We start from the raw sequence: 21,684 nt of genomic DNA, 5'->3' as shown, positions 1-21,684 counted from the left end.
AACTCCCCTCCGCTCTCCAGCCTTATTTCGTTTCATGCAATTCCCAAGATAGTTTTAGGTTTTCTACAATGCACTCAGCTAATTCATCCATATCCTGATTGCTAATTTCAATCTTTGAGTGAAAGTTATTTTTATAGATTTCTTGTCGTTTGTAAAATAACTCTTCGATTTCTTCCATTGACTTTCCTTGGAGTACCGGACGGCTGTCGACGATCGAACTTAGACGGTTTTTCCAGGCATCCCAGACAATATCTAAATAAAATACAATACAGGAAGAAAGACAAACATTCCTAATTTCTTCTTGAAGGAAAGCTCCTCCGCCTACAGATATAATCTTTAATTTATAGTCACATAGATGTTGAATGAATTCTTTTTCCTTGGCTCTAAAAGCTTTCTCACCAATTTCAGCAAATATTTGAGGGATTGGCATCTTGTATTCTTTTTCAATTTCTTCATCGATATCAATAAAATCTCGATCAAGCTTTTTGGCTACTAACTTTCCAATAGTTGTTTTGCCAGCCCCCATAAAACCAATAAACACGATATTTTTTTCTCTCCATGCACTGTTTGACAACGGATTCCACATCTCCCACGGGCAAATAATTTTGTTTCCATTATAAGCTTTCCAATAGGATAAAACCATAATGATTATTTTTCCACTGCTTTTGGGAACATAAGTTTATTCAATCACTCAAAAGCTAGGAGAACCTATGGGAATGACGTTTAAAAAATTTCTATACTACTTAACAAAGCTACGAAATAGAATATTTTTCCCCCTTTTCATTTTGTATGTTTTATTTGCCGCCTATATTATTTTATACATTGAACCACAGACCTTTGGCACCTATCTCACCGCTATTTACTGGGTGCTGACAACACTTGCAACAGTTGGATTTGGAGATTATGCTCCTGTCACCCAACTGGGCCAGGCATTCACAATCGTCCTTTACATAACAGGAATTGGACTTGTCAGCGTGTTTATTGGAAAAATGATAAAAATCGTCTATCTGTTCGACAAACTCAAGGTTGGTGGAAAAATGAAGTATACAGGCAAAAACCATATTATTCTCATTGGCTGGAGTGACAAATCGAAGCTGGCTATTCAAGAAATCCTGAAATCAGATAAATCGATTGATGTTGTGATTATTGACGAACTGGAAAATGCTCCAATGGTGGAGAAACAATTATATTATGTCCGCGGTGATGCAACGGAGGAAGAAACACTGCTCCAAGCAAATTTACCAGAAGCGAAAGGGGTTATTATCTTCGCTGATCAAATCCTGCAAGATAACTTCGGCTCTAAAGACCCACTGCTTGTTGATGGAAAGACAATGCTGATTGCAACAGCGATTACGGCGATTGAAGAGAAACTTAATACTCCTATTCATGTTACAGCGGAAGTTGTCTATCAAAAGCATATTCGGTTATTTCAACATGTAAAGGTGGATGAATTCATTCCAACACAAGAAATGATTTCTCATGCTGCGGTCCGTTCGTTATTCTCTCATGGGGTAACCAATATGTATTCTGAGCTAATGAGCAGTCAGTATGAAGAATCCATGTATGAAATAGCAAAACAAGCAGACTGGAAAACCTACCGGGATGCTTACTTGGATCTGCTCAATAAAGGTGCAACTCTTGTAGCAGACCGAGGAAATCTGCACATCAATCAAAAACTTGATGAGCCCATTCCAGAGGAAGCCCAGCTTTTTGTTATTTGCAATAAAGAGGCCCTTTTAAAAATAAATCCAGGGGATAAGCCAGTTTAATAAAATCAGGTCCTATCTTATTTAGATAGAACCTTTTTTTGATTGCTAAATTAAATTTTCCGTGTAATTGCTGAAGATTTCACGCTCATTTTTACTTAAACTAATTTAATTTTGTCCTTCGGCTCTTCTAGACTCATCTTCTCTAGTTCAAGCCTCATTCTTTCCGTTTCAATCAAATAATTTTGGTGTTTAAGTTTCTCAAGTTCTAATTCCCCTTGAATCATTTTGTATTTGATTTTGGATTGCTTCTGAAAATGGCTTGTTAAAATTGCGATAATCGGAATCGAGAATACCATAATAACCGCGATTATTCCTGTCATTCAATCCCCTCCATGTACTTGTCTTAGCTAAATAATACCAAATATTGGAGATAGTTAATATAGAATTATCGAAAAAATACAACACATGGAAAAATTACCGCTCATACATCTTACTTTTTTGGTTTATTCAGCAAATGCTTCACGGCATAAACTGGGTGATACAACATCATCCATGGTCCTGAATATCGCATGACTGTTTTCATTTCTAAACGATATTTTGGCTTATAACAATGAACAGTGCAATTGGAGCAGGCGCTTTTTTCTTCACCGAAGCGGCAGAGTGAAAGTCTCATCAAAGCATAGGTTTTTAAGTTCTGGCAATCTTTACATAACTCTTGTTGGTGGTGATGCTTCTTTTGACAATACAGATTAATCATCTTGGTGACAATTTCCTTTTCCTTTTGGATGTTTGGACCATTATTTAATTGTCTATTCATGGTACTTAACCTCCTTAGCACTAGCTAAATCTACATCTTACATAGAACATATCACATAGTTTCTTAAGGAACTGATCAATCTTTAACAATTCCCTAACAATTCACGCACCAGAAATCTATTTTTCGAATGTTCTTTCTCTTTGACAAAACCCTGTCGCCCTATATATGATAGTAAACAGTGAAAAAGAGTTACCACTACAAATAAATGAATAATCCCTATATCGAAAGGTGGCTTATGATGACAGGAGAACAACGAAAGAAAATTATCATGTTGATGATCAACATGTTTATTGCAATTGGGAGTTTTGGAATCATCATCCCCATTTTACCTGCCTATTTGGAATCGATTAATCAAGGCGGAACTGCTGCTGGACTGTTCATTGCCATCTTTGCCGGTGCGCAGTTCATCTTTTCCCCGATTGCAGGTAAATGGACAGATCAATATGGACGCAGAAAAATGATTATTTATGGTCTGGCAGGACTTACCCTGTCGATGTTTATTTTTTACGCTTCTAATTCAATTTGGGTATTGTATGCCTCTCGTGCTGTTGGTGGAATCGGCTGCGCGATGCTAGTACCAGCAATCTTTGCCTATATAGCAGACATTACGACCATTGAACAACGTGCGAGAGGAAATAGCTTAGTGTCGGCAGCCATGTCGCTTGGGATCGTCGTGGGTCCTGGAATCGGTGGATTTTTAGCAGGATTCGGGTTAAAATTCCCCATATTAATATCCGCACTTGTTTCACTTGTTTCCGTATTGTTTTCCGTTCTCCTTCTAAAGGAGAGCAAAGTTGAGCAAATTGGTGAGGTAATGGAAACTCTCCCAGACGAGTCAATGGCTCGTAAAATCGCCCGCTCAGTGAAAATGCCTTATTTTATTCCACTCATTATTACTCTAGTGATGAGCTTCGGCTTAATTGCCTATGAATCAGTCATTGGACTATACCTTGACAACCAGTTCCAGTCAACCGCTAAAGATATTGCCATCATGATAACAGCAACCGGAATTGTTAGTGTAATTGTTCAGCTCTTTGTTGTTGATAAAATTGTTAACCGGTTTGGAGAAAGATCAGTACTAAATGTATTTATAGCCGTAGCTGCGGCAGGATTTCTTTTTTCACTTTTCGCCTCCAACTACACGCTATTTTTTGTAATATCACTTTTTATTTTCCTATCAACATCCATACTCCGCCCTGTGCTTAATACGCTGATTTCAAAGCTTGCTGGGAATGAGCAGGGGTTTGCAATGGGGATGAATAATGCCTATATGAGTATTGGAAACGTACTTGGTCCAACACTCGCAGGACTTCTATACGATATTAAAATTACCTATCCATTTGTTTTAGGACTTGTATTATTAATAGTAACTCTATTTATTACATTCACTTGGCAAAGGCATTCAATAAAAGCAAAAACAGCTATATAAAAAACAAAAAACTGATGCAGGCAAAGTCCCGCATCAGTTTTTTTATTATGAATTTGCTTTTTTATATTGATACATCTTCCACTGGTAGTGAATAAAACAACCAATACAAAAGCCTAATATTGCTATAGAAGCAGCTAATGCTACCATGATTGTGAATACATATCCAACTATAGTCCACCCAAGCTGAAAACTTATGAATCCAGCACCTAAGCAAAAGACAGCCAGCGTTTGATTAAATTGTTGCTGCTCCCAGTCCTCCGGGAGATATTCTTCTGGTTTTTTCTTTAGAAAGAGCTTTGCGAAATTCATGATTGGATTATATTTAAAGACAATTCCTGAGATTCCTGCGAGTAACGGGACTATTAAAAACCATCCTTCAGCGAAAACCATTGCTAAAAGAGCACTAATAACAATGACCCATTGGTTCGTTCTTACAAGTGGCCTTGGAATGGAACGGACCTTATCAGACAATTAAAACCCACCTTTCTTATTGGTTTTATCGGTTTATGTAAATATAAGTTTACTCTCTTTGAGCCGTTTTGTATAGCAATCTTTTTTAGTGGTGGACCCATTTTGTTTTAATGGGTAAGATGGAAGTAACGGGAATTCGAGGAGCTGGTTTTTCATGAAAATTAAAAAAATCCTTAATAACAATGCTGTTGTAGTTTCAGATAACAATGAAGAAAAAATAGCAATCGGCGCAGGAATTGCTTTTCAAAAACGGAAAAATGACATTGTCAATCCAGGTAAAATTGAAAAGCTATTTGTCATGAAGGAAAATGAGAAATTCCAACAGCTTCTTCAGCAAATACCAGAAGAACACTTTTCCATCTCTGAAGAAATCATCTCTTATGCCGAGGATTGTCTGGGTTTAAAATTAAATGAGCACATCCATATTGGCCTTACTGACCACTTGTCTTTCGCCATCGAAAGGGCAACGGAAGGAATTCACCTTAAAAATAAACTATTTGATGAAATAAAAATTCTCTATAAAAAAGAATTTGATATCGGTATGTGGGCGATTAGACATATTGAAAAAAAGACACTAGTAAAAATGCCAGTGGATGAAGCAGCATACATAGCCCTTCATATTCATACTTCCAAGCCCCAAAGCGATGATATGAAGCAAACATTAAGACAAACAGCGATTATCGGAGAAATGATACAAACCATTAAAGAATCTATTACGGTTAAATTAGAAGAAGATGATCTTTCTTACCAACGATTAATGACCCACCTGCGTTTTACTCTATCCAGACTCAGTAATGAAAATCAGCCGATCATGGATGAAGAAATGCTGACCATGTTGAAGAATAAATTCTCTATTTCCTATAAGATTGCACAAAAAGTGGCCAAGCTTCTTTCGAAAAATTATGGCATTCATTTGCCGGAACAGGAACTGGGCTATATAACCATTCATATAGAAAGAATTAGAAACAGATAAACTAAAAACCGCTAGGACCAGATGGTCCTAGCGGTTTTTCATTGATTATTTTTCCTTACGAATTTTCGCGATTTCATCCGCTACGAATTGTACATTGGTACCTACAATAACTTGAATGCTGTTTTTACCTACAACATTAATCCCCGGTACACCAGTAGACTTAATCTTCTTCTGATCTACCGCTTGCATATCTTTCACTTCTAATCGTAGACGAGTTACACAATTATCTACAGATGTTACGTTTGCATCGCCGCCTAAGCCTTCATAAATCTTAGCAGCCATACCAGCGAATTTGTTTCCTGCTGTAACAACTTCATCCGAACTTTCATCAGTATCTTCTTCACGACCAGGAGTCATTAAGTTGAACTTTGTAATGATGAAACGGAATAGGAAATAGTATATCACTGCAAATACTAGACCTTGAACGAGTAACATGTAAGGTTGATTGGCAATTGGGATTTTTAAGCTTAATACAAAGTCAACAAGCCCTGCACTAAAACCAAAGCCTGCAGTCCAATGGAACGCAGCAGCAACGGCTAATGAAATACCTGTTAAGATTGCGTGTGTTACATAAAGTGCTGGAGCAACAAACATAAATGCAAATTCAAGAGGTTCTGTAACCCCCGTGAAGAAGGAAGCTACACCTGCTGCCATCATTAAAGCAGCCACTTGTTTTTTCTTTGAAGATTTAGCAGTATGGTACATCGCTAATGCTGCTGCTGGTAAACCAAACATCATAACTGGGAAGAAACCAGCCTGATACATTCCGGTTACACCTTTTTCCCCTGCACTTTTCCAGAAATTACCTATATCATTAATTCCTGCTACATCAAACCAGAATACAGAGTTTAAGGCGTGGTGTAAACCGATAGGAATTAGTAGTCTGTTGAAGAAACCATAAATGCCTGCACCGATTGCTCCTAATTCACTAATCCCTTTACCAAAAGAAACTAATCCGGAGAAAACCCATGGCCAAACAAAGAACATTGCTAAAGATACAGCTAACATCGCTACGGATGTCATAATGGGAACAAGTCGTTTTCCACTAAAGAAGGATAACGCATCCGGTAACTTCACATGACTGAAACGATTGTACATAATGGCAGCAATAATACCGGAAAGAATCCCCGTAAATTGAGTTCCAATTTTTTCAAAGGCGGCGTTTACATTTTCCGGATCCACTCCTTGAAGCAACGCCACAGAATTAGTGGAGAGGACAGTCGTAATGACAAGATAGGCTACCAAACCACTTAGAGCCGCTGAACCATCCTTGTCTTTTGACATCCCAAGAGCTACCCCAACAGCAAAAAGGATAGCCATATTATCAATAATCGAACCCCCGGCTTTAATTAGGAAAGCGGCTACTGGACTTCCAGCACCCCAGCCTGAAGGGTCAATCCAATACCCGATTCCCATTAGTATCGCTGCAGCAGGCAATACTGCTACTGGCAGCATTAAAGAACGACCTAGCCTTTGAAGGTATTTCATCATTTTAATTCCCCCTATCTTTTTTTAAAATAATGTTCATGATCTCCTTGACCCATTGCCTCAACTTACTTAATGCCTCAAATGTTTTACATTCCTGCTCAAGACAGCTGCGATAGAAAATAAGGATAAGTGCTATGTCGCATGAATTTGTCCATTTGGTCCTCTAAAGTAACTTGAATACAACCTAACTGGGTCTACTAAGAAAACATAATTAATTTTTGAAATTACCCACCCCCTTTCAATAGGATACATCTCAGGAGCCTGAAATAATTACGGTTTTACCTTGTAAGGCTTCCTTTTCCTCGGTGAGGATATATTCCTTTTTCCTTTCCTGGCTGTTTGTAATGACAATTGGTGTTATCGTGCTTTTTGCATGTGTAAGAATATATTCCCAATCGACCTCCATTAGCAGCTGCCCAACCGAAACCTTATCCCCATCATGAACGGCCATTTTAAATCCTTCACCATTTAAGGCAACGGTTTCTAACCCAACATGAATGAGTATTTCAGACCCTTCATCAGCTCGCAGACCAATCGCATGCTTTGTAGCTGCGACAAGAATAACCTTCCCATTTACTGGAGAAAATATATTTCCTTCCTTAGGAAGTATTGCTACACCTTCCCCCATCATCTTTTGACTGAATACAGGATCTGGAACCTCCTCTAATGGAACAATTGACCCATTAACTGGTGCAACGATGTGTATCTTTTTTTTAAAAAAATTAAATGCCATTTCCAATTCCCCTTTACTTTAAAAGAATAAATAAAAAAGGCATGGGGGTACAATAAAAGGGCAGCGAATGTGCCTTTTTACTTACCACCATGCCTGATGCGTATCAGTAACATGTGATCACTATTTACTATAATCATAACACCAAAACAGAAAAAAACAAGTGAAAGCGATATCATTTTTTTATCACCCCCCACAAAAATATAATTATCTATTTTATCAAAATAAAAATATTATTTTAAAAAAACTTTCTTTTTTAATAGTCTGCCGTTATAATCCCCTATATATCAACGCTTCATGCTTTTTTAAATATACATTACCAAAAATAGTTTTTGACAATTGAAAACAATCAAAAGTATTATAATATAATACAGGGAGGTAGAATTATGTCGAATTACAATAGGCAGAAAATTGTGGATAGTGTACCTCAGAAAGGTTTCTTTGGACATCCCAAAGGGTTATTCACACTATTCTTTACAGAATTCTGGGAGCGTTTCTCTTACTACGGAATGAGAGCAATCTTAGTCTACTATATGTATTATGAAGTTTCAAAAGGTGGATTAGGACTCGATGAAAATCTTGCTCTTTCCATTATGTCCATTTATGGATCTCTCGTTTATATGTCCGGTATCATCGGCGGTTGGTTAGCGGACCGTATATTCGGTACTTCACGGGCGGTATTCTATGGTGGAATATTAATTATGTTTGGTCATATTGTGCTTGCCATACCAGGAAGCGTAGCGATGTTCTTTGTATCTATGGTATTAATCGTTCTTGGAACAGGAATGTTGAAACCAAATGTATCTACCGCTGTTGGTGAAATGTACAGTGAAACCGATAACCGACGTGATGCTGGTTTCACCATCTTCTACATGGGAATAAACATGGGTGGATTTCTAGCACCATTAATTGTCGGAAGTGTTATGGGTTATAGCTTCCACTTAGGTTTTGGAATTGCAGCTATCGGTATGTTCGCAGGTCTTGTTACATTTGTCCTAACGAAGAAGAAAAACCTTGGTCTTGCGGGTACCACGGTTCCGAACCCACTTTCAAAGTCTGAAAGGAAAAAAACGTTCACCTTCATTGGATTAGGAATTGTAGTACTCGGTGTTCTGTGTGCTATTTTAATTCCAATGGGCGTTTTAACGTTCGCTAGCTTTATTAATATCGTAACATTCCTTGGAGTTTTAATTCCTACTATTTATTTTGTTGTGATGTACCGCAGCCCTAAAACAACGGCTGTCGAACGTTCGCGTGTCATTGCTTATATACCGCTATTTATTGCAGCTGTTATGTTCTGGTCCATTCAAGAGCAAGGTTCAACTATCCTTGCAAGCTATGCGGATAAACGTACTCAATTAGATTGGATGGGAATTACTATTTCTCCAGCATGGTTCCAATCCCTGAACCCGTTATTCATTATCATTTTTGCGCCTATATTTGCTTGGTTCTGGCTTAAATTAGGAAAACGTCAGCCAACGATACCTCAAAAATTTTCATTAGGGTTATTGTTTGCAGGACTATCTTTCCTAGTTATCCTTTTACCTTCATACCTTGGCGGAACAGATTCATTAGTTAGTCCAATGTGGCTTGTACTCAGCTATCTAATTGTTGTGTTTGGTGAATTGTGCTTATCACCTGTAGGTTTATCTGCAACAACAAAATTAGCACCAGCTGCATTTTCAGCGCAAACAATGAGCTTATGGTTCTTAGCAAGTGCTGCTGCTCAAGCTCTAAATGCACAAGTCGTTAAATTTTATACACCTGAAAATGAAATGACCTACTTCGGTGTCATTGGTGGAGCAGCCATCGTATTAAGTATTATTCTTTTTGCATTAGCTCCAAGAATTCAAGGGTTAATGAAAGGTATTCGTTAATCCAACGTAAAAGCAGTATCTCATTTAATTTGGGATACTGCTTTTTTATTGTTGTTTTTAATTTTATCGTGTACCATTAAAATCACACACGACCCGTTACATGTTATTTAGGAGGAGCCGCAATGAAAACTGTTTATGATTTTACTGTAAAAATGACAAATGGTGAGGAAAAATCCCTTAAGGAATACGAAGGAAAACCATTAATCATCGTTAATACTGCGAGCAAGTGCGGGCTTACACCCCAATTCAAAGGTCTTCAGGAATTATATGAAAAGTACAAGGACAGTGGTTTAGAGATATTAGGCTTTCCCTGTGATCAATTTAACAATCAAGAATTTGCTAATATTGATGAAACCACTCAGTTTTGCCAGTTAAATTATGGAGTAACCTTCCCTATCCTTGCAAAAATTGATGTAAATGGCGAGCATGCTGATCCATTATTCAACCACTTAAAAGAACAGAAAAAAGGACTTCTTTCAAAAAATATTAAATGGAACTTTACTAAGTTTCTAGTTGATAAGAACGGGCAGGTTGTAGAGCGTTATGCCCCAACGACAGAACCTGTTAAAATTGAAGACGATTTGGTTAAATTATTTTAATCATTCAACCTAAGAAAGCTGTCCAATAGGCTGGACAGCTTTCTTAATTTCATCTAGATTTATCGGAACATGAATGATTAGAATAAAGAAAGCTTTTGGATGGTAGTCTCTTCTTTGATTACCTGCGAAGGATACAGATAAACTTCAGGACTGCGCAAACAAAGCTGTTCCCATGCATCGACACATAGAGGATCAAAATGAGTTCCTTTGTTTTCTTCCATAAACTTCATCGTTTCAAGATGTGACCACGCTTTACGGTAAGAACGTTCTGATGTAAGTGCATCATATACATCTGCGACCGCCATTATTCTAGAATAGAGAGGGATTTCATTCCCTTTTAATCTATCTGGATACCCGCTTCCATCCCACTTTTCATGGTGAGATCTGATTATGCTCAGCTCTTCCTTCATAAATCCAAGGTTCCTGCACATTTCATAACCATATACAGGATGCTTTTCAATCAGAGCCCTTTCTTCATCAAGTAATTTCCCCGGTTTATTAAGTATTTCATCAGGTACTTTTATTTTACCTACATCATGAACAAGTCCTCCTTGAACAATTGCTCGAAGTTGTTCAGGTTTCAAGTTAAGTTCCTCCGCAAGCTTTAAAGCATACATGGTAACCCTAAAGGTATGTCCTGCTGTGTAGGTATCTTTCTTTTCGGTAGCAGTCACCAAATTTTTAACACTAGGAGAAATACTATTCGTAATCCGTTCAAAAGGATCATTGGTAAACAGAGAACGAATCGACTCTGCAAGTGTTCCTTTTACAGCATATTGTTTAACTAAGCCAATAATCATAATAATCATTGCTGCAAGTAATAGAAAGTGGTAAATCCACCAACTGAATGCCCACTGTACTCCTCTTACCATAATTAATTGTGAGACCATTATCCAGCCTGAGCTATAGACAATGGCTATCTGCAAAGGAAACCTAGTGTATCTATATGATTGGTAATAGCGGTAAATCGTAAAGCTGTTTAACGTTAAGATAATGATTGTAATAATGATAGTTAAAGGATCTGCATTTAACGGAATGATATCAACAATATTCGGATAAAGCATCCCTATAGACCCAAAAATAGTTAAAGCAACTGTCCATCCCGGTAAGAGCAGCCTCTGCCTTCTTGCGAAGAATTCAACTATTGGATGATCTGATGGCATGGAAGATAAACATAGCCAGACTGTTGCCAGCAGCATACTTAATTGCGAAGATATTCCAGGCAAATGGGTGAAACCATGTATGAAATTGGGAGTAGAAAGACCATGAATCGAAAACATTAATCCAAGAGATAGAAATGATAATGCCAGGAAACTTACTTGTATATTTCGTAACCTCCTCCCAGCAATTCCTACTGCAACAGAAATAATAGCGGCTAAAATAGACACTAGACTTACGATATAAAAATGTCCCATTGGTTTGGAGAAAATCAAATCCTTAAAATAACCCAAATGAAAAGCCTCAAAGGTTAGATAAGGAACTAAAATGGCAGCCAATGGGCCAATAAAGCTATTATGTCTCATCAAAATTCCCCCGAAATTACTTATTACGACTATTATACTGCGAACCATAGCTGTTCAGTATCATAAACTTTCCAATTTTGGTAACACTACACTTAGCCTCTTCCAAAAAAGGAGAAGAAGTATGTTTAATCTTTTTAAAAACAAAAATCACGAAAAGGAAAATTTGGATAAGCTCTTAGCAAAATCCGATGATTTTAAATGCATTGAGTATTTTAACAATAAAACCAACGTTTCTTTTACGTTGAAATTTTTGGCCACTCTTGTTGATTCGAAAACAATTCAAGAAAGTGTCCTGCCCTATTTATTGGAAGAAAACTTCAAACAAATTGAAGATGCCAAACAAATTATTCCTCTTGCTGATATCCAACTCTCAGAGGATATCTCGCAGATTGAAGATAAGCTCTTTACCGGATCTGTCCTATTAACTGTAAGTGGTAAAGAAAACAAGTTTTGTTTTTTAGGAGCCCGGAAAGAAATCGGGCGAAACGTGAGCCTCCCAGAAGTTGAATTCAGCGTAATCGGTCCAAAGGAGTCCTTTGTAGAATCACTTGATCAGAATCTTAATCTAATAAGAAAAAGAGTTCCAGTTAAAGAATTAATTATGGAAAAATTAACGGTCGGAACACTTTCTAAGACAAAAGTAGCTATTCTTTACATAGATGGGATTACAAATCCCGAGAATGTAAATACAGTCCGGCAGCGAATTGAAGACATTGAATTTGATGAGATTACAGATAGCTCCTATATTGTTCAAATTATTTCAGATAATCAAAATTCACCATTCCCACAGCTTCTTGACACGGAAAGACCAGACCGAATTTCTGCCATACTTGCAGAAGGCAAAGTAGCCATTTTCGTTGATGGTTCACCACATGCATTAATAGGACCCACCACACTGGTTGAATTTTTTAGCTCATTTGAGGATTATTACTTAAATTGGATACTATCTTCCTTTTTTCGCTTAATTCGATTATTTGCTGTTGTGTTTTCTATTTTGGTTACTCCAGTATATGTGGCAACTCTTAGTTATCATTATGAATTAATACCGATAGACTTAATGAATACCTTAGTAGCCTCTCGTAGAGCCATTCCCTTCCCCCCTATTTTGGAGGCCTTATTTCTGGAATTAACGATTGAGCTTTTACGAGAAGCAGGAGCAAGATTGCCGACAAAGGTCGGTCAGACAATTGGTATCGTTGGCGGGATTGTTATTGGAACGGCTAGTGTCCAAGCTGGTCTTACGAGTAACATTCTATTAATTTTCATTGCCTTAGCAGCACTCGCTTCTTTTACAACCCCAGTCTACAGAATAGGCAACACGATTCGATTACTGCGCTTTCCCTTTTTACTTTTTGCGGAAGTTTGGGGACTCCTGGGAATAGTAGTCTGCTTTTGTTTTTTATTGACCCACCTTATTCGACTTACTTCACTAGGAAGGCCTTATTTAGAACCTTTGTACCCTCCTAGGATGCAGGACCTTAAAGATGCTTTTATACGGTTATCTTTTGATAAACAAAGAAAACGACCATTCCTGCTGAACACAAAGCAACCCAATCGTTTTCATAAAAAGGCTGCAAAGTACAAGAAAGATATTGAAGATGAATAGAGGGACCACTATGAATTCTAACGTTCCAGATAGTAAAAAGATATCTCCTTTTCTCGTATTTTTTCTTATTCATACCATGCAGTCAGGGGTAGGTATTCTAGGATTTCAAAGATTTATCGCTAAAACCGCAGGATATGATGCTTGGATGTCCATCATTCTATCGGGTTTGTTTGTCCATATACTTTTGTGGATGATGTTTAAAATGCTAAAAATAGCAGATGGCGACATGACTTCGATTCATACCTTTGTACTTGGAAAAAAAATCGGGAAAATCTTTAGTAGCTTTTTTATCCTTTATTTTTGTTTATTTACCGTAGCCATCTTGCGCAGCTACATAGAGGTTGTTCAAGTATGGATGTTTCCAGAACTAAGAACATTTTGGTTTGCTCTTGTCTTTCATATTTTAGTTATCTATATTGTGTTTGGGGGTTTTAGGACGGTAGCGGGGATTGCCTTTTTTTCGATCATATTACCATTCTACATTGCTGTATTGTTTGTTGTGATCATTCCGTATGCTGACTTTACCAATCTCCTGCCAATTTTCGATCATTCGGTAAAGGAGTTACTGCTTGCTAGTCGTGATATGTCGTTTACCCTATTAGGATTTGAAACCTTATTATTTTTTTATCCGTTCATTCAAAACCCAGAGAGGAGTAAAAAGTGGGCTCACTTTGGAGCATTATATACAACAATGCTTTGTATCTATTTGGCTATTCTAGCCTTTGGCTTTTTTCCAGAGGCACAATTGCAAAAAAACATATGGCCTACATTGGCAATGTGGAAAATTATTAAATTACCTTTCGTTGAACGCTTTGAATATATCGGAGTTTCAAACTGGGGTTTAGTGATATTACCCAATATATGTATTTGTTTATGGTGTGCAAGTCGATTAGCCAAACAGCTATTTTCCATTCGCCAAAAAACATCGGTTCCGGCCATTGCCATTCTTTGTTTAATAGCCACCAGTTTGATATCAACAAGAGGACAAATTAATATACTGACAGATTATACAGGAAAGGTTGGTTTTTACTTCAATTTCATATACGTTCCATTATTGTTTGCAGGTACGTTAATAGCGAAGAAGGTGAGAAATCGTGAGAAGCATACTTAAATTGATTGCCTCTGTTTTCCTAGCCCTTAACCTAATTGGCTGTGTCAAGAAAGAGGTATTAGATGATATTAGCTTAATTGAAGGAATAGGCTTCGACTATATTGACAAAAAAAACATCCTTGGCACAGTTGTCATTCCCGTTTACCTGCCTGATCAACCACCTAAAAGCAATACCTTCTCGACAAAAGCTGAGATTACTAAGTCCATTCTGCAGGATATTCAACGACAAACAGCTGATCCAATTGTAACCGGAAGCATTGAGGTGCTCTTATTTAGTAAGACCTTAACCGAAAAATTAGGAATTCTGCCATTGGTTGACGCCTTTCAAAGGGACCCATCAATTGGGTCTGGTCTCTATTTAGCCATGGTAGACGGAGAAACGAAGGAATTACTTGCTGGACAATATGGAATAAGAGGAACTGCCACCTATATTTCAAAATTGATGGAACATAATATCAGAAATGAAGATCTGCCAAAATCAAATCTGGAACTGTTTCTTACTGATTTTTATCAAGAAGGAAAAACGCCCTTTATTCCGCAGCTGAAACAAATTGGAAAAAATAAAATGGAAATTAATGGGATATCCCTCCTTAAACATGGAAAAATGGTTGATCTGATTGAACCGAAGGAAATGTTTTTTTTCAAGTTGCTAGTAGACAAATACAGTGAAGGTATGCATCTTGTCAAAATAGATAGTGGTGAAGCAGCTGTACGTAGCATTCATTCTTCCCATAATTTTGAATTGACTAAAAGAAATCCAACCGAAGTCACAATTCATATAAAAGTTGATGGAATTATCAATGAATTTACCGGTCAAGAACTCACACCAAAAACGATAGAGGGATTACAAAAACAATTCGAAAAGGACATTAAGAAGGAATCCCTTAAACTGATAAAGCGTTTTAAAGATAAACAATTAGACCCTATAGGATTTGGTCATTTTGTAAAAACACAGACCAGAAATTTCGATTTCAATAATTGGCGAAAAAATCAATATAAAGATCTTGTGGTAAAGATAAAAGCGGATGTCAAAATCTCAGAATCTGGTGTAATTGAATAAATAAGGCTCTTTTCTTAAACTTTGTTGCTTTTGGAGATTAAAATCGCTTAAATGAGCTATGATTAAAATAGCCTTCAAATGTAAGAAAAGAGCCTGCTATCTTAATTTCAAACACAAAAATAGTTTGTTCCGCGTTAAAATCGGCTTTAGGATTTTAACAAAATTATTTACGAAAACAGCCATAAATAAAAAAGCAAGTAGACTTGTCCACAATTAGACATGACTACTTGCTTATATAATACTTAAACGATTCCAGTCAACAGATAAACGGCAATGATGAAGAATGCTGCGATTGTTTTAATAATCGTAATGGCAAAAATATCACGGTATGATTGCTTATGTGTTAAACCAGTTATCGCCAATAAGGTAATAACGGCTCCGTTATGCGGCAGTGTATCCATACCTCCGGAAGCCATGGAAATGACACGGTGCATAACTTCTAGTGGAATATCGAATTGATTTGCTAGTTCAATATATTTTTCTGACATCATCCCAAGTGTGATGGCAATACCAGCGGATGCTGAACCAGAAATAGCAGAAAGAATATTGGTGGTAACAGCTCCGTTTAGTAATGGATGACCAAATACTTTAGCAATCCCATCTCTTGCGATAGAAAAACCAGGTAAATTTGAAATAACAGCTCCAAATCCATATTCTGTTGCAGAGTTCATAATAGCAAGAAGCGCACCTGCTACTCCGACTCTCATTCCATCTTTGAAATTCATAATAACAGGTTTGCGGTTATAAAGAATAGTAGCGATAATACCAACTAAAAGGGCGATTTCAACAGACCAGATTCCAATAACCTTTGAAGTTACAATGCTTGGAAAACTCATTCCAATGGCTTCAAAGTCGAAACCATTTGGATACCATTTAGGAATAATTGTTGATAATACTTTGTTTAAAACTGCTACTAATACAACAGGAACAAATGCAAAAATCTTACGGCCGATACTTTCTTGTTCCTCTAAATTAATGGTTACTTCATTTGCTTCTTTGATTGTTCCGAAGCTATCATAACCTTCACCAGCTTTTTCTGCTTTAATACGACGAGAGTTTAAATACCACATTCCAAGTACGAAGATAAAAATGGCTCCGATAATCCCAAGCGTAGGTGCAGCATATAGATCTGTTCCAAAGAAGCTTGTTGGAATGACGTTTTGTACTTGTGGTGAACCAGGCAATGCATCCATTGTAAAGGTGAATGAACCAAGTGCAATAGTACCTGGAATTAAACGCTTTGGAATATTTCCTTGTCTGAAAAGATGTGCAGCAAATGGATAGACTGCAAATGCTACCACCACTAAGCTAACTCCACTGTATGTTAAAAGAGCAGCAAGTATAACGATGGCTAACATTCCTCTTTTTTGACCAACGACTTGAACGATGGTAGAAGCAATAGATTTAGCAAGCCCTGACATTTCTACTACTTTACCAAAAATGGCTCCTAATAAGAAGATTGGAAAATAAAGCTGAATATATTCAACCATTTTACCCATAAACACATTAGAGTAAAAAGGTAGAATCCATCCGGGTTCTGTTAAAAGTACAGCAAATAACGCACAAATAGGTGCAAAAATGATAACTGTGAATCCTCGATATGCGATAAACATTAGCAAACCTAGTGCTAATAAAATGATAACTAACTCCATAAAATTTCCCCTCATCCCTAAGTCGTACTTGTTGTCTTTGGTTTAATAAAAATTTTCAAAAAATACAATAGATTAATAATTTAAAATATGGGTTAAAACGCTTTCGAAAAGATAAATAAAGATAATATCAGTTTAATAGTGGATGAAATCTCACTTTCATCCACTATTAATTAACTATAATTCAAAACAGCTACTTTATTTTCAAGTTCTGAAATGGCAGAAGCCACTTTCTCAGCAGTAATTTCCATTGGCATTACATGGATGGATTCCTCAGGAATAACAGCTTTTTGAGCTACTGCTGTGATCATATCTTGAGTAAGATTTTGCACACCAATTTCCGATACAGAAATTGGAAGTCCCCAGTCACGATAAATCGGAATTAACTGTTCAATTTCATCCCATTTTCCTTCAAGTACAAGTTGAACAAGGATTCCATACGCTACTTTTTCTCCGTGCAATGCATGATGCGTTTCTTCTAAAATTGTTAATCCGTTATGAATGGAATGAGCCGCAGCAACCCTGCCATAATAATCGCCAAATCCACCAACTAAACCAGCCATCGTGATGATCGTCTCAACTACCTTCATGAAATCATCATTCAATTGTCCAGCTTTTGCAGCACTTATAGCACCCTTCGAATGCTGTAGCAGCAGATCTTTACACTGCTTTGCAGCAAAATAGGAAATTTGTAAAGGAACAGGCTTGTTATCGATCCCAGACATCTGAACATCTGCTTCATACCACTTCGCAAGAGTATCACCAATACCTGCAATGAGCATGCTTACAGGTGCATCAATCAAAATTCTAGGTTCGATCAATACAAGGCTTGCACTTACTGGATAAACGTCGTATCGAATAAAAGTTCCTGCATCATCATAAAGAACACTTACAGCTGCCCATGGCGAACAATTTGAGGGAAGCGTTGGAACTAGGATCGCTTGGCGATGGGTCTGATTACATGTAGCTTTAACAAGATCAAGAACCTTTCCCCCGCCTACCGCGATCACACCATCAAATGAATTTTCCTCAACAAGATTAGCCACTTTGTCTATTTCTGATAGAGAGCATTCCCCGCCATAGACATATTCTTCAACTTCGATATCGTTCAGCTCTGGCCAAAATGGTTTAGCAGCCTCCCATGATTTTACACCATGAACGATAAGTACCTTTTTTAAGCCTCTTTCAATCAATTTTGATTGTAGCTGTTCTAAAACACCTTCACTGAAAATATACTCACTCGGTGCTCCATGTACAGAAAATGATTTCAAATTCTCCACTCCTCACTTACAGGTGATTCATTCTATTAAAAAAAGATTTAGAAAACCATTTTTAGGTCAAAAAAGGCTATTACTTGTTTTTAGCAAGTTCTGCAGCTACTTCAACGATCATATCCTCTTGACCGCCAACTACTTTACGCTTGCCTAATTCAATTAAAATATCACGAGAATCTACACCATATCTTTCAGCAGCACGTTTTGAATGAAGGGCAAAGCTTGAGTAAACACCCGCATAACCAAGAGTTAAACTGTCTTTTGTAATTTCTTGCGGCACTGGTAATATTGGTGCAATGATGTCTTCAGCTAAATCCATCATTTTATATAAATCTACCCCCGTTTTGATTCCCATACGTTCACAAACGGCAATAAGTACTTCTGTTTGCGTATTACCGGCACCTGCTCCTAAGCAGCGAACACTTCCGTCAATACGTGTAGCTCCTTCTTCAATCGCAACAAGTGTATTCGCCATCGCAAGAGATAAATTGTTATGAGCGTGGAAACCAATGTTAATGCCTACAGATTGTTTAAGTGCACGAATTCGTTCGCGAACTTGACCTGGCAGCAGGTAACCAGCTGAGTCTACTACGTAGACCGAATCTGCTCCATAGCTTTCCATTAATTTAGCTTGTTCTACTAACTTTTCCACTGGAGCCATATGGTTCATCATTAAAAACCCAACCGTCTCCATGCCTAATTCTTTTGCATAAGCGATATGCTGCGGAGCCACGTCAGCTTCTGTTACATGTGTTGCGATACGAGCCATCTTTGCTCCTAAATTTGCCGCTTCTTTCAATTCGTGCAACGTACCGATACCTGGCAATAATAGGACAGCAATTTTTGACTTATCTGCAACAGAAACGGCAGCTTCGATTAATTCCAATTCATTTGTACGTGATAGACCATATTGTAAGGATGATCCTGCTAAACCATCGCCGTGTGATACTTCGATATATGGAACATTTGCATCATTCAATGCTTTTGCTACTTTAAGTACTTGATCCACTGTAAATTGGTGAGAAACCGCATGGCTTCCATCTCGTAATGCTACCTCGGTGATAAGAATATCTCTTTCGTTTGTCATTTTATTTACCCCTTTCTACCGCTTAAATAGTTTCTTTCTTTAATAGATTTTTAGCAAACTCTTCAGCAATTCTTACACCTGCAGCTGTCATAATATCAAGGTTTCCTGAATATTTAGGAAGGTAATCACCAGCACCTTCGACTTGAATAAAGATAGTTACTTTATTACCTTCGAAAATAGGTTCCGTACGAAGCTGATAGCCAGGAACATAGGATTGAACTACTTCTGTCATTTCAGCAATGGATTTTCTAATTCCCTCTTCGTCCATTTTCCCTTCTTCTACAAGGGTATAAACAGTATCACGCATCATGATTGGTGGTTCAGCAGGGTTTAAAATCATAATTGCCTTCCCTTTTTTCGCTCCACCAACTACTTCAATCGCACGAGAAGTTGTTTCAGTAAATTCATCGATATTAGCACGAGTTCCAGGACCTGCACTCTTACTTGAGATAGTTGCAACGATTTCAGCATATTCTACAGAGCTTACACGGTTTACTGCATGTACCATTGGAATGGTCGCTTGTCCGCCACATGTAATTAAATTGATATTATCCTTCTCTAAATGCTCGTTAATGTTAACCGCAGCACATACATATGGACCAACCGCTGCAGGCGTCATATCAATTACTTTAATGCCAGCATCTTTTAACACCTTTGCATTATATAGATGAGCTTTGGCTGAAGTTGCATCAAAAACAATATCAGCTTTTAATGTAGGATCTGCTAGGAAACCATCAATTCCAGTGTCTACCCCTGCATAACCCATTTCTCTTGCACGGCGTAAACCATCTGATTGTGGGTCAATCCCAATTACAGCAGTTAATTCTAATAATTCAGAGCGACCAAGTTTAATCATTAAATCTGTACCAATGTTACCTGAGCCAAGAACAGCTACTTTTACTTTTGACAAAATAATTCTCCTCCTTGAATTCACTTTATATTTGTATGTTTTCTTTCCTCTAGCTACTTTTTAAAAGATGTTCCCTTTATAACCAAGAGATTTTGAAACCTCAGATGCAGCTCTCTTAATCCCCGCTATTACCCTAGGAAGCTTCTCCTCATCAAGTCTCATTTTAGGCGCCGCACAGCTAATTGAAGCGATTACATTTCCTTTATGATTAAATATCGGTCCGGCTATGCATTTCAGTCCTAGTTCGATTTCTTCATCATCGACAGCATACCCAGTCTCACGAACAGAAACTAAATGTTTTTTAATTTGATTAATATCTGTCATCGTGTACTCTGTAAATGCTTCTAAACTTACGGATGATAATAGCCGATCAACCTCTTTTTCACTTAAATGAGCGAGTATTGCTTTACCCACACCTGTACAATGAACGGGTGCTCTTTTTCCAATATGGGAGTAAATTGTAAGAGCACTTGGACCTTCTACTTTTTCAATATAAACAACTTCATCGCGCTGAAAGGTGACTAAGTGAACGGTTTCATTTAATTCATCAGCCAAATCTCTAATAATGGGTCTTGCTATGTTCCCAATATCGAGATGTTTACCAACAAAATTACCTAATGTGAAAAGTTTAATTCCCAGCTTATACTTCAAATCCTCTGGATTCTGCTGCAAGTAACCTCTATGTTCCAAGGTCTTAATAATCCCATGGACGGTACTTTTTGATAATTGAAGCTTTTCACTTATTTCTTTAACACTTAGTTCTGGACTCGTGATCAAAAACAATTCAAGGACATCAGCTGCCCTTTCAATCGATTGAATTAAACGTTCAGACATTATCTTCCTTCTTTCGTTCGCCATTATCGAACGGCGTTCGTAAAAATCTAATCGATACATTTATACTAACTCGCATTTTATTGTATGTCAATTAGTTTAAGTTCATTATTTTGACATAATTTAATTAAAAAAGAACCCAATTCTTTTTAAGAATTTGGGCTCTTTTTATCTATTGATAACTTACAAAACTTCAAACTGTTTAAAACCTGTTTGATCGGGTATAAAATCTAACTTTTTATTGTTGAAATAATGACACTCGCCATTGTCGATGATAAAAGTCAAACCTTCCTTTTCAATTTTCCTATCATTTGATTCTATTGCTGCTTCGAGCGTCAATTTCACTTTCATAAAACAACTTTTTCGCATTTGCAATCGAATAAAGTGATTTGCCTCTTGCTGTTCAAGTCTCTTTATTATTTCTTCTTTTGCCGCTTCTGTAAAAGTAAACATATAATCCCCCCCTTATGTTTATATCTAGAATTAAATATAGCACAAATTCAACCAGAACTCCTGTGCACATCCCCTTCTGACCAATTA

General features: G+C 37.3%; 21 protein-coding genes. 8 read left to right on the top strand and 13 right to left on the bottom strand.

The window, feature by feature from the left end:
- Positions 1-22: 22 nt before the first annotated feature.
- Positions 23-526 carry a shikimate kinase gene (locus J2Y03_RS17640; RefSeq protein ID WP_310196389.1) on the bottom strand — a complete coding sequence of 168 codons (504 nt, stop codon included), beginning with the start codon at positions 524-526 and terminating at the stop codon, positions 23-25.
- A 190-nt stretch (positions 527-716) separates the two neighbouring features.
- Between J2Y03_RS17640 and J2Y03_RS17635 the strand changes: the two genes are divergently transcribed.
- Complete coding sequence (locus J2Y03_RS17635; RefSeq protein WP_165903129.1) at positions 717-1,769, top strand: potassium channel family protein; 1,053 nt, start codon at positions 717-719, stop codon at positions 1,767-1,769.
- Between the two features lie 95 nt (positions 1,770-1,864).
- Here the strand turns inward: J2Y03_RS17635 and J2Y03_RS17630 are convergent, their stop codons facing one another.
- Positions 1,865-2,089 carry a hypothetical protein gene (locus J2Y03_RS17630; protein ID WP_310196188.1) on the bottom strand — a complete coding sequence of 75 codons (225 nt, stop codon included), beginning with the start codon at positions 2,087-2,089 and terminating at the stop codon, positions 1,865-1,867.
- 110 nt (positions 2,090-2,199) lie between these two features.
- On the bottom strand, positions 2,200-2,526 hold the full coding sequence (locus J2Y03_RS17625; protein ID WP_310196187.1) for a nitrous oxide-stimulated promoter family protein: 327 nt from the start codon (positions 2,524-2,526) through the stop codon (positions 2,200-2,202).
- 238 nt (positions 2,527-2,764) lie between these two features.
- On the opposite strand from J2Y03_RS17625, the gene J2Y03_RS17620 reads away from it, so the two are divergent.
- The gene (locus J2Y03_RS17620) at positions 2,765-3,955 is read left to right on the top strand and encodes an MFS transporter (protein ID WP_310196185.1); all 1,191 of its coding nucleotides are present in this window, start codon (positions 2,765-2,767) and stop codon (positions 3,953-3,955) included.
- A 45-nt stretch (positions 3,956-4,000) separates the two neighbouring features.
- On the opposite strand, the gene J2Y03_RS17615 is transcribed toward J2Y03_RS17620, so the two are convergent.
- On the bottom strand, positions 4,001-4,426 hold the full coding sequence (locus J2Y03_RS17615; RefSeq protein WP_310196184.1) for a DUF4395 domain-containing protein: 426 nt from the start codon (positions 4,424-4,426) through the stop codon (positions 4,001-4,003).
- A 154-nt stretch (positions 4,427-4,580) separates the two neighbouring features.
- Between J2Y03_RS17615 and J2Y03_RS17610 the strand changes: the two genes are divergently transcribed.
- Positions 4,581-5,399 (top strand): PRD domain-containing protein, encoded by an 819-nt coding sequence (locus J2Y03_RS17610; protein ID WP_310196183.1) that lies wholly within the window; start codon positions 4,581-4,583, stop codon positions 5,397-5,399.
- A gap of 45 nt (positions 5,400-5,444) precedes the next feature.
- Here the strand turns inward: J2Y03_RS17610 and nagE are convergent, their stop codons facing one another.
- Positions 5,445-6,890 carry an N-acetylglucosamine-specific PTS transporter subunit IIBC gene (gene nagE / locus J2Y03_RS17605; protein WP_132092313.1) on the bottom strand — a complete coding sequence of 482 codons (1,446 nt, stop codon included), beginning with the start codon at positions 6,888-6,890 and terminating at the stop codon, positions 5,445-5,447.
- A 250-nt stretch (positions 6,891-7,140) separates the two neighbouring features.
- Entirely contained in the window at positions 7,141-7,620 is a 480-nt protein-coding gene (locus tag J2Y03_RS17600) for a PTS sugar transporter subunit IIA (RefSeq protein ID WP_310196181.1), read from the bottom strand.
- 383 nt (positions 7,621-8,003) lie between these two features.
- Here J2Y03_RS17600 and J2Y03_RS17595 point away from each other — a divergent pair, with 383 nt between their 5' ends.
- Positions 8,004-9,494, top strand: a complete 1,491-nt coding sequence (locus J2Y03_RS17595) for a peptide MFS transporter (protein WP_310196179.1) — start codon at positions 8,004-8,006, stop codon at positions 9,492-9,494.
- A gap of 122 nt (positions 9,495-9,616) precedes the next feature.
- A complete protein-coding gene (locus J2Y03_RS17590) occupies positions 9,617-10,093 on the top strand; it encodes a glutathione peroxidase (protein WP_310196177.1) in 477 nt (158 codons plus the stop codon).
- Between the two features lie 77 nt (positions 10,094-10,170).
- Here the strand turns inward: J2Y03_RS17590 and J2Y03_RS17585 are convergent, their stop codons facing one another.
- Positions 10,171-11,616, bottom strand: a complete 1,446-nt coding sequence (locus J2Y03_RS17585) for an HD-GYP domain-containing protein (RefSeq protein WP_310196175.1) — start codon at positions 11,614-11,616, stop codon at positions 10,171-10,173.
- Between the two features lie 121 nt (positions 11,617-11,737).
- On the opposite strand from J2Y03_RS17585, the gene J2Y03_RS17580 reads away from it, so the two are divergent.
- From J2Y03_RS17580 to J2Y03_RS17570, 3 genes are read left to right on the top strand one after another with little or no spacing between them, the layout of a single operon-like run.
- On the top strand, positions 11,738-13,222 hold the full coding sequence (locus tag J2Y03_RS17580; protein WP_310196173.1) for a spore germination protein: 1,485 nt from the start codon (positions 11,738-11,740) through the stop codon (positions 13,220-13,222).
- Between the two features lie 10 nt (positions 13,223-13,232).
- Entirely contained in the window at positions 13,233-14,333 is a 1,101-nt protein-coding gene (locus tag J2Y03_RS17575; protein WP_310196172.1) for a GerAB/ArcD/ProY family transporter, read from the top strand.
- Entirely contained in the window at positions 14,317-15,393 is a 1,077-nt protein-coding gene (locus J2Y03_RS17570) for a Ger(x)C family spore germination protein (RefSeq protein WP_310196170.1), read from the top strand. The genes J2Y03_RS17575 and J2Y03_RS17570 overlap by 17 nt, the downstream gene beginning before the upstream one ends.
- Positions 15,394-15,635: 242 nt before the next feature.
- Here J2Y03_RS17570 and J2Y03_RS17565 read toward each other — a convergent pair whose 3' ends face one another.
- The 6 genes from J2Y03_RS17565 to J2Y03_RS17540 all read right to left on the bottom strand — a co-directional run bounded on the left by J2Y03_RS17565 (position 15,636) and on the right by J2Y03_RS17540 (position 21,597).
- Positions 15,636-17,045 (bottom strand): GntP family permease, encoded by a 1,410-nt coding sequence (locus J2Y03_RS17565; protein WP_132092289.1) that lies wholly within the window; start codon positions 17,043-17,045, stop codon positions 15,636-15,638.
- Positions 17,046-17,215: 170 nt separating this feature from the next.
- The gene (locus J2Y03_RS17560) at positions 17,216-18,313 is read right to left on the bottom strand and encodes an iron-containing alcohol dehydrogenase family protein (protein ID WP_310196166.1); all 1,098 of its coding nucleotides are present in this window, start codon (positions 18,311-18,313) and stop codon (positions 17,216-17,218) included.
- Between the two features lie 79 nt (positions 18,314-18,392).
- Positions 18,393-19,403, bottom strand: coding sequence for a 4-hydroxy-2-oxovalerate aldolase (gene dmpG, locus J2Y03_RS17555; RefSeq protein ID WP_310196165.1), 1,011 nt, complete (start codon positions 19,401-19,403; stop codon positions 18,393-18,395).
- 22 nt (positions 19,404-19,425) lie between these two features.
- Positions 19,426-20,313, bottom strand: coding sequence for an acetaldehyde dehydrogenase (acetylating) (locus tag J2Y03_RS17550; protein ID WP_310196163.1), 888 nt, complete (start codon positions 20,311-20,313; stop codon positions 19,426-19,428).
- Between the two features lie 60 nt (positions 20,314-20,373).
- Complete coding sequence (locus J2Y03_RS17545; protein ID WP_310196161.1) at positions 20,374-21,147, bottom strand: IclR family transcriptional regulator; 774 nt, start codon at positions 21,145-21,147, stop codon at positions 20,374-20,376.
- Positions 21,148-21,327: 180 nt separating this feature from the next.
- A complete protein-coding gene (locus J2Y03_RS17540) occupies positions 21,328-21,597 on the bottom strand; it encodes an iron-sulfur cluster biosynthesis family protein (protein WP_310196159.1) in 270 nt (89 codons plus the stop codon).
- Between the last annotated feature and the right edge of the window lie 87 nt (positions 21,598-21,684).

This window comes from Neobacillus niacini, from assembly GCF_031457145.1.
Lineage (GTDB): Bacteria > Bacillota > Bacilli > Bacillales > Cytobacillaceae > Neobacillus > Neobacillus niacini_J.
This window is presented reverse-complemented; position numbering and strand designations above follow the sequence as displayed.